The sequence below is a fragment of the Embleya sp. NPDC050154 genome (assembly GCF_044460165.1).
GTDB lineage: Bacteria > Actinomycetota > Actinomycetes > Streptomycetales > Streptomycetaceae > Embleya.
In genome coordinates, this window is the sequence record NZ_JBITJP010000041.1 from 43,460 (window position 1) to 55,896 (window position 12,437).

The window sequence follows — 12,437 nt, forward strand, 5'->3', positions numbered from 1 at the left end:
CATCACACCGGAGCCGCGGCCCGCACCGATCGCCGCGCCGGCGCGCGGCGCACCGGGACGGGTCGCGGTCACGGCACCGGTGCCGTGACCGGGGGGCCGGCCCGCCCGGCCGCCGCGCACCCTCCGTCGGTCCGCCCGCCCGCTCAGCCGATCCCTTGTCGATCCGGCTCCCACGCGAAGCGGCGACCGGCCGCGTCGGGGTAGGTGCGCTCGACCGCGTCGCGCAGCAGGGATCGTTGCCGGACCCACTCCGGGCAGCGGGCGGGGTGATCGCCGGCAGGTCGCCGGGCGCCGGGGGTGAGCGCGCGCCGCCGCCGGCCCCGGGGCAGGAACGGCAACGACAAGACGGGCGACGAGCCGGTCGGCTCGTCGCCCGTCGCTGCGGTCCTGGAGCGTGCGCGGGTCATGGCGTCCGAAGGAACCACCCGGAAACCGATGCGCACACCTGCACGCAGTGCCCACCGGACCCGCCCGGGCCGCTCGCTCCCGGCTTCGTGCCGTGCCTCTCCCGCGCCCGCGTGCTCAGTCCTGGTCGGTCGCCGTCTCGGCGCGCATCGTCGCGGTCAGCCGCAGGGCCGTGTCGATCAGTGGCACGTGACTGAATGCCTGGGGGAAGTTGCCCACCTGGCGTTGGAGTCGGGGGTCCCATTCCTCGGCGAGCAGGCCCAGGTCGTTGCGCAGCGCGAGCAGGCGCTCGAACAACTCGCGCGCCTCCTCGACCCGGCCGATCATCGCCAGGTCGTCGGCCAGCCAGAACGAGCAGGCCAGGAACGCCCCTTCGTCGCCGGGCAGACCGTCCAGGCCGACGCTGGTGCCGTTGGTCGGGTAGCGGCGCACGAAGCCGTCCTCGGTCAGCTCGCGCTGGATCGCCTCGATCGTGCCGATCACCCGCTTGTCCTCCGGCGGCAGGAAGCCCACCTGCGGGATCAGCAGGAGCGACGCGTCCAGCTCGGTCGAGCCGTAGTACTGGGTGAAGGTGTTGCGGTCCACGTCGTACCCGTAGGCGCACACCTCGCGGTGGATCTCCTCGCGCACGCCCCGCAGGTGTTCGAGCATCTTCTCGGTGTCCGAGGCCATCGGCTCGTCCACGAGCATCCGGATCGTGCGGTCCACCGCGACCCAGGCCATCACCTTGGAGTGCACGAAGTGCCGGCGCGGCCCGCGCACCTCCCAGATGCCCTCGTCCGGGTCGCGCCAGTGCTGCTCCATGTAGTCCATCAGCTTGAGCTGGAGCGCGTGCGCGTGGTCGTTGCCCTCCATGCCGGAGACCCGGCCCAGGTGCAGCGCGTCGACCACTTCGCCGTAGACGTCGAGCTGGAACTGCTCGGCGGCGGCGTTGCCGATCCGGACCGGGTGCGAGCCCTCGTAGCCCGGCAGCCAGGTCGCCTCGTACTCGGTCAGCCGGCGCTCGCCGCCCACGCCGTACATGATCTGCAGGTTCTCCGGGTCGCCCGCGACCGCCCGCAGCAGCCACTCGCGCCACGCCTTGGCCTCGTCCACGAAACCGGTCTTCAGCAGCGCGCCCAGCGTCATCGCCGCGTCCCGCAGCCACGTGTAGCGGTAGTCCCAGTTGCGCACCCCGCCCACGTCCTCGGGCAGCGACGTGGTCGGCGCCGCGACGATCCCGCCGGTCGGCGCGTACGTGAGCGCCTTGAGCGTGATCAGCGAGCGCACCACCGGCTCGCGCCACGGCCCCTTGTAGGTGCAGCGGGTCATCCAGTCGGTCCAGAACCTCTCGGTGTCCGCCAGCGCCGCGAGCGCGTCGGTGGGCAGCGGACCCTCGACGTGCGAGGGATGCCACGTGAGGGTGAAGGTGACCCGGTCGCCCTCGCCGAGGGTGACGTCCGAATAGGTGGTCAGACCCCGCCCGTAGGTCTCGGTGTCACTGGCGAACCACACCGCGTCGGGGCCGGCCACCGCGACGGTGCGCCCGTCCGCCTCGCGCCGCACCCAGGGCACGACCTTGCCGTAGTGGAACCGCATGCGCAGCTCCGAGCGGACCGGCACGCGGCCCGACACCCCCTCCACGATCCGTACCACCACGGGCGCGCCGACCAGCGCGTCCGCCGGAGGCATGAAATCGATCACCCGAATGGTCCCCCGCGGGGTCTCCCATTCCGATTCGAGGATCAGCGAGTCGCCGCGATACCGCCGGCGTGTCGCGGGCCCGCCGGAGAGCGGGGCGACCCGCCACGAACCGTGTTCCTCGGTGCCGAGCAGGCCGGCGAACACGGCGGGCGAATCGAAGCGGGGGAGGCAGAGCCAATCCATGGAACCGTCGCGGCCCACGAGAGCGGCGGTCTGCATGTCCCCGATGAGGGCGTAGTCCTCGATGCGGCTGGTCACGGGCAACGCTTTCCGTTCCTGGTCGTCCTGTTGATGCCGGTCGTCCTGGTTGTGCGTATTGCGAGTCGGTCGGCGCGTGCTGCGTCCCGGCTCGTACTGCGCGCGGCGGGGGTCCGGCGGAATGTGGTGCGGAGAACCGCGTTGTGCTGCGTTCGGTGATGTGGAGAACCGTGTTGTGCTGCGCTTGTGCTTACCGCGTCGCCGACCGGCATGTTCTGATCAGCGGTTGATCGATTCATTCCAGAGTGCACCACGCGCGCGTGATCGACCGCCGAAACGGTGGTCGGATCGACCGGTACTCCCGAAATGTCGTCCCGTCGGGATCCGGGGGACGTCACCCGTCGCGCGCGTGAGGTTCCGCTGCGCGCGGGCGACGGCGAGCGGAGAAACGCTCGCGCGCCGTCTGCGTAGCATAGTGCGCCGTCGGCGCTGAAACGTGCCCGCGAGCGCCGACCCGATCGTTGACTCTGTGTCGAATCCGACTCGGCCGATCCGTCGGTATGTGCCCGGATTCTCCCGTGCGTTGTCACTCTGGGCAATCGCCGTATGGTGTCGCAGTTGTTCCGCACCGGGTGCGGGACCTCGAGGCCCGACGCTGTTAGGCTGGTATCCCGTGGACTTGGTGGGACTGTTCCGGGCCCGCATCGGCCCAGCAGCGTCCCCTTCGAAATCCCCTCGATCGCAACCACGGGAGCCCCTCCTTGGCAGTGCCTCAGACGCCCAGTCGCACCCGGCAGGCGAAGCACCTTTTCGTCACCGGAGGCGTCGCCTCCTCGCTCGGCAAGGGGCTCACCGCGTCGAGCCTCGGAGCGCTCCTCAAGGCGCGCGGCCTGCGGGTCACGATGCAAAAGCTCGACCCCTACCTGAACGTCGACCCCGGGACGATGAACCCGTTCCAGCACGGCGAGGTGTTCGTCACCAACGACGGCGCCGAGACCGACCTGGACGTCGGCCACTACGAGCGCTTCCTCGACGTCGACCTGCACGGCTCGGCCAATGTGACGACCGGTCAGGTCTACTCGACGGTCATCGCCAAGGAGCGCCGCGGCGAGTACCTCGGTGACACCGTGCAGGTCATCCCGCACATCACCAACGAGATCAAGTCGCGGATCCGGGCCATGGCCGCGGACGACGTGGACATCGTGATCACCGAGGTCGGCGGCACCGTCGGCGACATCGAGTCGCTGCCCTTCCTCGAGTCGATCCGCCAGGTCCGGCACGAGGTCGGCCGGGACAACGTGTTCTTCCTGCACGTCTCGCTGCTGCCCTACATCGGCCCGTCGGGCGAGTTGAAGACCAAGCCGACCCAGCACTCGGTCGCCGCGCTGCGCAGTATCGGCATCCAGCCGGACGCGATCGTGCTGCGCGCGGACCGGGCCGTACCGCAGGACATCAAGCGCAAGATCTCGCTGATGTGCGACGTGGACGAGGAGGCCGTGGTCGCGGCCATCGACGCCCCCTCGATCTACGACATCCCCAAGGTGCTGCACTCCGAGGGCCTGGACGCGTACGTGGTGCGCCGGCTCGGGCTCAACTTCCGGGACGTGGACTGGACCCAGTGGGACGACCTGCTGCGCCGGGTGCACCAGCCCGAGCGCGAGGTCACCGTCGCGCTGGTGGGCAAGTACATCGACCTGCCGGACGCCTACCTCTCGGTCACCGAGGCGATCCGCGCGGGCGGCTTCGCGAACAACGTGCGCGCCAAGATCAAGTGGGTGACGTCGGACAACACCGCGACGCCCGAAGGCGCCGCGCGTGAACTCGGCGACTGCGACGCGGTGCTGGTCCCCGGCGGGTTCGGCGACCGGGGTGTCGAGGGCAAGGTGCAGGCGATCGCGTACGCGCGCGAGCACCGGATCCCGACCCTGGGCATCTGTCTGGGCCTTCAGTGCATGGTGATCGAGGCCGCGCGCAACCTGGCCGGCCTGGACGGCGCGAACTCGCTCGAGTTCGACCCCGAGGCAGCGCACCCGGTGGTGGCGACCATGGCCGACCAGCTCGACATCGTCGCGGGCCAGGGCGACCTGGGCGGCACGATGCGACTGGGCCTGTACACCGCGGACCTGGCCGAGGGCTCGATCGCCCGCGAGGTTTACGGCGCGCCCCAGTCCGAGGAGCGCCACCGGCACCGCTACGAGGTCAACAACGCCTACCGCGCCAGGTTGGAGGAGACCGGCCTGACCTTCTCCGGCCTCTCGCCCGACGGCCGGCTGGTGGAGTACGTGGAACTGCCGCGCGAGCAGCACCCGTACTTCATCGCCACCCAGGCCCACCCCGAGCTCAAGTCCCGCCCGACCCGCCCGCACCCGCTCTTCGCGGGCCTGGTCGCGGCGGCGGTACGGCGGATCAAGGGCGAGGACCGGGTCGCGGAGACCACCTCCTGAACACCGGGCGGCGCCGTGACCGGGAACCGGTACGCGCCGCCGGTCGCGGCAGCGGCGCCTGACCGGCGATCCGGCCCGATCGACAACCCCGAGAAGCCACCCGCCCCGATACCCGGGGCGGGTGGCTTCTCCGCCGGTGGCCTCCGACGCCGGGCCGGCGGTGGACCGGCGCGACAAACCGCGGGCCGGGGCGCTCGGTGTGGCCGGGAGCGGCACTAGGCTGGCCGATCGGGACGGCGGTATTCGGCCGGCGGCAGCTTGAAGGGGAGCGCATCGTGAACGACCCGGGCACTCGGGCGAGGATCGTCGATACCGCCGAGGCGTGGCCCGTCGCGGAGAGCGAGACACCGTTCAAGGGGCGGGTCTGGTCGATGCGCAGCGATGTGGTCGAGATGCCGGACGGGAGCAGCGCGCGACGCGACTACCTGGACCATCCCGGGGCGGTGGGCGTGGTGGCGCTGGACGAGCAGGGGCGGCTGCTGGTGCTGCGCCAGTACCGGCACCCGGTGCGGCACAAATTGTGGGAGATTCCGGCGGGGCTGCTGGACGTGCCGGGGGAGAACCCGCTGCACGCGGCCGAGCGCGAGCTGTTCGAGGAGGCCCATCACGAGGCCGCCACGTGGAACGTGCTGGTGGACGTCTTCACCACACCCGGCTCCTCGGATGAGGCGATCCGGGTGTTCCTCGCGCGCGGGTTGTCCGAGTCGCGGGCCGAGCGGTTCGCGGCCGAGCACGAGGAGGCCGGGATGGAACTCTCCTGGCTTCCGCTGGACGAGGCGATCGCCGGGATTCTGGCGGGCGAACTGCACAACCCGATGCTGGTTTCCGGAGCGCTGGCGCTCTCGGCGGCGTTGGCCGGCGACGGGCTGGACGCGCTTCGGGCGGCGGACGCGCCCTGGCCCGCTCGGCCCTTTTGACGGGCCGCGGTCGCCGCCGGGTGGGCTCGGGATTTCCCGCCCACCGGCACACCCGTCGCGTCTGGGTCGAAAGGCCGCGGAATCAGCGCTACGGAATTAGCGCCGCGGGGTTGGCGAGTCGGGCCCTGTGGACCGGTGCGTGGTCGTAATCTGCGGGCTGGGTGTGGGTGAGACAGGGGGCGTCTGCGGTGGCTGTGACCGGGGAGTCCGGGGTCGGGTGCGCGACGGCCGAGGCGCTGGTTCCCGGAATGCGCGCGCCGGTTGAGGCGTTGCCCGCGATCGTGGACCAACTGCCCCCCGGAGGCCCCGACTTCGTCGGCCGCACCGACGAACTCGACACTCTCTACGGCTGGGTCACCGGTCCCGGCGCGGCGATCCCGGCCCAGTTGGCGCCGACCGACCCCGAGCACCCGGGCACCACCCGCACGGTCTGGCTGCCCCGGGACCGGGTGGTCGCGATCACCGGACCGGTCGGCGTGGGCCGGACCGAGTTCGCGGTACGACTGGCCCACCGGCTCGCGCCGCACTTCCCCGACGGTCGGCTCTACGCCCGCCTCACCGGGCCGCGCGGTGAGTTGATCCCGCCCGGCGACGTGCTCGAATCACTGCTGTACGCGCTCGGCACGGTCGGCATCCCCTCCGCGCACGAGGAGCGGATCCGGCTCTTTCGCGAGCACCTGGACGGCAAGCGTTTCCTGATCCTGCTCGAGGACGTGACCGGGACGGCGCAACTGCGCCCGCTGCTCCCGGAGAGTCCCACCGCGCTCGTGGTGCTCACCTCGGTGTCCCCGCTCACCGGGCTCGGCCGAGCCGCCGCGGTGCGCACGTGCGCGCTGGACATGCTGGACACCCGCGCCTCGGCCGAACTGCTCGGCAACCTGGCCGGGCACACCCGGGTCGCGTGCGATCCGCGCGCCGCGGACGAGTTGGCCGCGCTGTGCGACTTCCACCCGGCCGCGCTGCGGATGGCGGGTGCCTGGTTGCGGGCCCGGCCGCGGTACGCGATGGCCGACGTCGGGCGCCGGCTGCGGGCCGAGCGGTTGCGGTTGCACGAGCAGGCCGGCGACGACCTCGCGGTGCGCGCGTGCTTCTCGCTGATCCACCGCGAACTGGTGCCTTCCGCCGCGCGGCTGTTGCGGCTGCTCGCGTTGGTGCCCGGGCGCGAGTTCGGCGCGGACGCCGCCGCCGCGCTCGCCGACTGCGGTCCCGACGCGGCGACCCGCTCGCTGATCGAGTTGCGCGAGCTGCATCTGCTGGAGCAGGGCTCGGTGCCGGGACGGTTCCGCTTTCACGACCTGGTGCGCGGTTACGTACAGGAGCGCCTGGACGCGGAGGAGCGGCCCGGCGAGCGGCGCAACGCGCGGGTGCGCCTGCTCGACCGGTATGTACGGCTCGCCCGCTCGGCCGAGCGGGTCATCGTCGGCGTGGACGGCCCCGACCCGGGCGCCGACGTGCGCTTCGAGTCCGCCGACGAGGCGCGTGCCTGGCTGCGCGACGAGCGGCCGGAGCTGCTGGCCGCCGCCCGGGTCGCCGCGGCGGCCGGCCTGGACGCGGCCACCCGCCGACTGGTCTCGGTGCTCACCCGCCTGCTCGACCGGCGCGCGCACTGGAGCGACGTGCGCGAACTGCACGAACTCGCGCTGACCACCGCACGGCGGGCCGGCTCCGGTCGGCAGGAGGCGGTCGCGCTGCTCAATCTGGGCAACCTGCACGTCGCGCGCCAGGAACTGGAGGAGGCGCTGTCCTGCTACCGGGCGGCCCTGGAGGTGTCCCGCGGACTGGGCGACCCGGCCGGCGAGGGCCGCGCGATGGTCAACCTCGGCAACGCCTACGCCGACCTGGGCGATCTGCAACGCGCCGCGGACTGGTACGACCGCTCGTTGTTGCTGCGCCGCACCATCGGCGACGCGGCCGGCCAGGCCAGGGTGTTGTCCCACCTGGGCCGGCTGCACGCGCGGATGGGCCGGTTCGAACAGTCCGTCCGCGATCACCGGGCGGCCCTCGGAGTGCGCCGCCGGATCGGTGACCCCGCCGACATCGGCCGGGTGCTCACCGACATCGCGGCGGTGCTCGGCGAGGCGGGCCGGGTGCCGGAGGGGCTCGCGGTCTACCGGGACGCGATGGAGGCGTTCCGGGCGGCGGGCGACGAGCGCCTGGAGGCCCTCGCCCTGTTGCAAAGCGCCGAACTGGCGCTCGAGGCCGGCGACGTCCGGGACGCCCGATCGCGCCGCCGGCAGGCATTGGCCCTGCTCGTGGACGCGGGCGCGCCCGAGGCCGACGAGGTTCGTCGCCATCTGGGTGACGAATAGCCGCCTCGCGGGTACTCGCTCCGACCCATCCACTCGGGCGCAACCTACGAAATAGACAAGCGGTCGACCCCTCACTGCCACTTTGTAAGGTTGGCGGGGCGTTCCAACCGCACTAAGCTAGGGACACCACGAGGTAAGGCGTGCATTCGCATGCCCGGGCTCGCTGGTGCCCAACCCTCTGTCGACAGGACTTGATAGCCGTGAAGGTCGGTATCCCCCGCGAGGTCAAGAACCACGAGTACCGCGTGGCGATCACGCCCGCCGGCGTGCACGAGCTCGTGCGCAACGGTCACGAGGTCTACATCGAGCACGATGCGGGCGTCGGCTCGTCCATCCCGAACGAGGAGTACGTGGCCGCGGGGGCGACCATCCTCGCGACCGCGGACGACGTCTGGGCGACCGGTGACCTCATTCTGAAGGTCAAGGAGCCGATCGCCTCGGAGTTCGGTCGGCTGCGCAAGGACCAGACGCTGTTCACCTACCTGCACCTCGCCGCGGGTAAGGAGTGCACCGAGGCCCTGCTCAACGCCGGCACCACGTCCATCGCGTACGAGACGGTGCAGTTGCCGAACGGCGCGCTGCCGCTGCTCGCCCCGATGTCCGAGGTGGCCGGTCGACTCGCGCCGCAGGTCGGCTCGTACCACCTGATGGCGCAGGGCGGCGGTCGCGGCACCCTGATGGGTGGCGTCTCCGGTGTCTACGCCGCGAAGGTCGTCGTGATCGGCGCCGGCGTCTCGGGCATGAACGCGGCGGCGATCGCGCTCGGCATGCAGGCCGAGGTGCTTTTGCTGGACCGGAACATCCAGGCGCTGCGCGACGCGGACCGGATCTACCAGGGCCACCTGCAGACCGTCGCGTCCAACACGTACGAGATCGAGAAGGCCGTGCTGGACGCGGACCTGGTCATCGGCGCGGTGCTGATCCCGGGCGCGAAGGCCCCGAAGCTGATCACCAACGAGCTGGTGTCGCGGATGAAGCCGGGCTCGGTGCTCGTGGACATCGCGATCGACCAGGGTGGTTGCTTCGAGGACTCGCACGCCACGACGCACGACGACCCGGTGTACAAGGTGCACAACTCGATCTTCTACTGCGTCGCGAACATGCCGGGTGCGGTGCCGCACACCTCGACCTACGCGCTGACGAACGCGACGCTGCCGTACATCGTGCAGCTCGCGAACCGCGGGTGGCGGGATGCGGCGAAGGCGGATCGGGCGCTGGCGCTTGGCCTGTCGACGCACGAGGGTCTGCTTACGAACGCTGCGGTCGGCGAGGCGCTCGGCCTGCCGGCTGTGTCGTTGGATGACGTGCTGGGCTGACGCCTGGCTTTTGGCCTCAGGCGCCGGCCGGGCTGGGATTGGCCTCATGCGCCGGCCGGGCTGAGGTTGGCCTGGGCTACTTGTCCTCAAGCGCCGGACGGGCTGGAGTCGGCTTGCCCGGTGTTGGGGGCGGCGGTCTCGTTAGTCCTCAAGCGCCGGACGGGCTGGAGTCGGCTTGCCCGGTGTTTGAGGGTGGCGGTCTCGTTAGTCCTCAGACACCGGGCGAGCTGGGTTGGCTTGTTTGGTGTTTGAGGTTTTTGTAGGCATTGCGTGCCGTGTACCCCCAAAGATGTGGGTGCGCGGCATGTGGTGTTTTGGGGGTCAGAATGGGGGCGTGGATGTGGTGGTCGGGGCCTATTTGGCCCATGTGACGGGTGAGTGTGGGGCGGCGCGGAACACGCTGCTCGCCTACCGGCGGGATTTGCGGCGTTACCTCTCCCATCTGGACGGGCGCGGGGTGGGTGCGCTCGCGCAGGTGCGGGCCGCGGACGTGACCGCGTTCGTCGCGGCGTTGCGTACCGCGGGGTCGGCCGAGGCGTCGGTGGTCCGGGCCGTGGTCGCGGTGCGCGGGTTGCACCGGTTCGCGCTGCGCGAGGGGTTGGTCCCGGTCGACGTGGCGCACGACGTGCGTCCGGGCGCGCCCCCGCCGCGGCGCACCGGAGCGCTGTCGGTCGAGCAGGTCGAGGCGCTGCTCGCCGCCGCCTCGACGGGTGCCGCGCCGTACGGGCACCGCGACCGCGCCCTGCTCGAACTCCTGTACGGCACCGGTGCGCGCGTCTCGGAGGCGGTCGGCGCGGATCTGCACGATCTGGACCTGGCCGCGCGGACCATCACCCTGGCCGGTCCCGGCGGCCGGCGTCGTGTCGTGCCGCTCGGCGCGCCGGCCCTGGAGGCGCTCGACACGTACCTGGTGCGCGCGCGTCCCGAACTCGCCGCCGCCGGGTGCGGCGTCACCGCCGTCTTTCTCAACGCGCGAGGCGGCGGATTGTCACGGCAGAGCGGCTGGGCCGTGCTCCGGGCCGCCGGCGCGCGGGCGGCGTTGACCGACCCCATCTCCCCGCACACGCTGCGGCGTTCGTTCGCCACACATTTGCTCGACGGTGGGGCCGATGTCCGGGTCGTCCAGGAACTCCTGGGTCATTCCTCGGTGTCCACGACCCGGGTCTACGGGCGCGAAACCCCCGACGGACGTCGTCATGTGTACGCAGGATCCCACCCCCGGGCGCTTGACTAGATCGCCTCACATGTTGCATGCGTCGGGCGGTTCGCCTTGCTGCGACCGTCCGCAACGCCATAGAGTCGCGATCCGTCGGCAAGGATTCAGGCTGACGAAGCAAGAAATGACCTGGTCGGCAAGGAGGTAAGACGACTTGTGAACGAGTCGACATTTGCTCCCGGGGGTGCCCAGCCAGGGGCGGCGCCGGGCCGTGCAGCGCCGACTACCTCTTCCTACGGGCCCGCCGACGGCCTGCAGGACCAGCAGGGGACGCGCACGGACAGCGCCGCCCAGGCGGGCCAGACCGCCCCGGCCGGCCAGGCCGGGCAAGACGGGCTCGATGGTCCGGACGCGCACGAGTACGCCTACGATATGTACTACTACGACGACGAGTTGCGCTACGCCGAGGAACTGCGTGGCGGACCGTTCGACCCCGACGCGGACTACGAACCGGATCCGGAGTACGCCGCGACACTCGCCCCCGACGCCGCCACGCAGCGGCGCGAGCGGGTCGGCCCGACCGGCCGCGCCCTTCCGTACTTCCCGATCCCGGCGCCCGTGAGCGAACACGGTCCCGCGAAGATCATCGCGATGTGCAACCAGAAGGGCGGCGTCGGCAAGACCACGTCGACCATCAACCTGGGTGCCGCGCTGGCCGAATACGGTCGTCGGGTCCTGCTCGTGGACTTCGACCCCCAGGGCGCGCTGTCGGTGGGCCTGGGCGTCAACCCCATGGAGCTCGAACTCACGGTCTACAACCTGCTGATGGAAAGTCACCTCAGCGCGGACGACGTCCTGCTGAAGACCATCATCCCGGGCATGGACCTGCTGCCCAGCAACATCGACTTGTCGGCGGCAGAGGTCCAGCTGGTCACCGAGGTGGCCCGTGAGACCACGCTCTCGCGCGCGATCCGGCCGCTGGTCAACGACTACGACTACATCATCATCGACTGCCAGCCCTCGCTCGGGCTGCTCACGGTCAACGCCCTCACCGCGGCGAACAGCGTCATCGTGCCGCTGGAATGCGAGTTCTTCGCACTGCGCGGGGTGGCGCTGCTGACCGAGACGATCGAGAAGGTGCACGAGCGGCTCAACCCCGACCTCGTGCTCGACGGCATCCTGGCGACGATGTACGACGTGCGCACCGTGCACGGCCGCGAGGTATTGGCCCGGGTCACCGAGGCGTTCGGCGACCAGGTCTTCCACACGGTGATCGGACGGACCGTCAGGTTCCCCGAGACCACCGTCGCGGGCGAACCGATCACCACCTACGCCTCCAACTCGGTGGGCGCGGCCGCCTATCGCCAACTGGCCAGGGAGGTGCTCGCCCGGTGTCGCGCCGAGTGAGTCTCCCGGGTGCCGACGAGCTGTTCCGGACCACCGGCGGCGCCATGCTGCGGCAACAACAGCAGCAGAGCGCCGGCGGGGAATCGGGAGAGCCGCGCGGCACCGTACCCGCGCAGGTTCCGCCGGTCGGGGCCAGTCCCGACAGCGCCGAGCGACACGAGTCGTCCGGTGCGGACGGCGGCTCCGGCGAGGTCGAACAGCACGCCGTGCAACACCCCGTGCCCGGCCGCCGTGAGGCGCCCACACCGTCGGGGGCGTCCTCGATGTCCGCCGCCGCGGGTGTCGACCCCAACGCGCGCCCGGCACACCGACGCACCCGTGCGCAGCGCCGACCGAGCGGGCGCGAGCGACACGACGAGAAGATCACGGTCTACGTGTCCGCCGAGGAACTGATGGACCTCGAGCACGCGCGCCTCAGCCTGCGCGGCGACTACGGCCTGGCCGTGGACCGCGGTCGGATAGTGCGTGAGGCCGTCGCGGTGGTCCTGGCCGACCTGGAGGCGCGCGGCGAGGCGAGCATTCTCGTCCGTCGGCTGCGTGGCTCTTAAGCGACATTCGAGCGAACCCCGCTTCGCGAAGTCTCGACGGACCCGCCGGTCCCC

Annotated in this window: 9 protein-coding genes; 7 read left to right on the forward strand and 2 right to left on the reverse strand. The window is 71.3% G+C overall.

The window, feature by feature from the left end:
- Nucleotides 1–143: 143 nt before the first annotated feature.
- Together ACIBSV_RS47440 and ACIBSV_RS47445 are read right to left on the reverse strand one after the other, a co-directional pair.
- Nucleotides 144–407 carry a hypothetical protein gene (locus ACIBSV_RS47440; protein WP_395873787.1) on the reverse strand — a complete coding sequence of 88 codons (264 nt, stop codon included), beginning with the start codon at nucleotides 405–407 and terminating at the stop codon, nucleotides 144–146.
- Nucleotides 408–522: 115 nt separating this feature from the next.
- Entirely contained in the window at nucleotides 523–2,346 is a 1,824-nt protein-coding gene (locus ACIBSV_RS47445) for a glycoside hydrolase family 15 protein (RefSeq protein ID WP_395873788.1), read from the reverse strand.
- A gap of 707 nt (nucleotides 2,347–3,053) precedes the next feature.
- Between ACIBSV_RS47445 and ACIBSV_RS47450 the strand changes: the two genes are divergently transcribed.
- From ACIBSV_RS47450 to ACIBSV_RS47480, 7 genes are all read left to right on the forward strand, one after another.
- The gene (locus tag ACIBSV_RS47450; protein WP_395873813.1) at nucleotides 3,054–4,730 is read left to right on the forward strand and encodes a CTP synthase; all 1,677 of its coding nucleotides are present in this window, start codon (nucleotides 3,054–3,056) and stop codon (nucleotides 4,728–4,730) included.
- Between the two features lie 275 nt (nucleotides 4,731–5,005).
- Nucleotides 5,006–5,647 (forward strand): NUDIX domain-containing protein, encoded by a 642-nt coding sequence (locus ACIBSV_RS47455; RefSeq protein WP_395873789.1) that lies wholly within the window; start codon nucleotides 5,006–5,008, stop codon nucleotides 5,645–5,647.
- A 188-nt stretch (nucleotides 5,648–5,835) separates the two neighbouring features.
- Nucleotides 5,836–7,956 (forward strand): tetratricopeptide repeat protein, encoded by a 2,121-nt coding sequence (locus tag ACIBSV_RS47460; protein ID WP_395873790.1) that lies wholly within the window; start codon nucleotides 5,836–5,838, stop codon nucleotides 7,954–7,956.
- A gap of 200 nt (nucleotides 7,957–8,156) precedes the next feature.
- A complete protein-coding gene (ald, locus tag ACIBSV_RS47465; RefSeq protein WP_395873791.1) occupies nucleotides 8,157–9,272 on the forward strand; it encodes an alanine dehydrogenase in 1,116 nt (371 codons plus the stop codon).
- 334 nt (nucleotides 9,273–9,606) lie between these two features.
- Complete coding sequence (locus tag ACIBSV_RS47470; protein ID WP_395873792.1) at nucleotides 9,607–10,506, forward strand: tyrosine recombinase; 900 nt, start codon at nucleotides 9,607–9,609, stop codon at nucleotides 10,504–10,506.
- 354 nt (nucleotides 10,507–10,860) lie between these two features.
- On the forward strand, nucleotides 10,861–11,835 hold the full coding sequence (locus tag ACIBSV_RS47475; RefSeq protein WP_020555592.1) for a ParA family protein: 975 nt from the start codon (nucleotides 10,861–10,863) through the stop codon (nucleotides 11,833–11,835).
- The gene (locus tag ACIBSV_RS47480) at nucleotides 11,820–12,383 is read left to right on the forward strand and encodes a hypothetical protein (protein WP_395873793.1); all 564 of its coding nucleotides are present in this window, start codon (nucleotides 11,820–11,822) and stop codon (nucleotides 12,381–12,383) included. The genes ACIBSV_RS47475 and ACIBSV_RS47480 overlap by 16 nt, the downstream gene beginning before the upstream one ends.
- The last annotated feature ends 54 nt before the right edge of the window (nucleotides 12,384–12,437 follow it).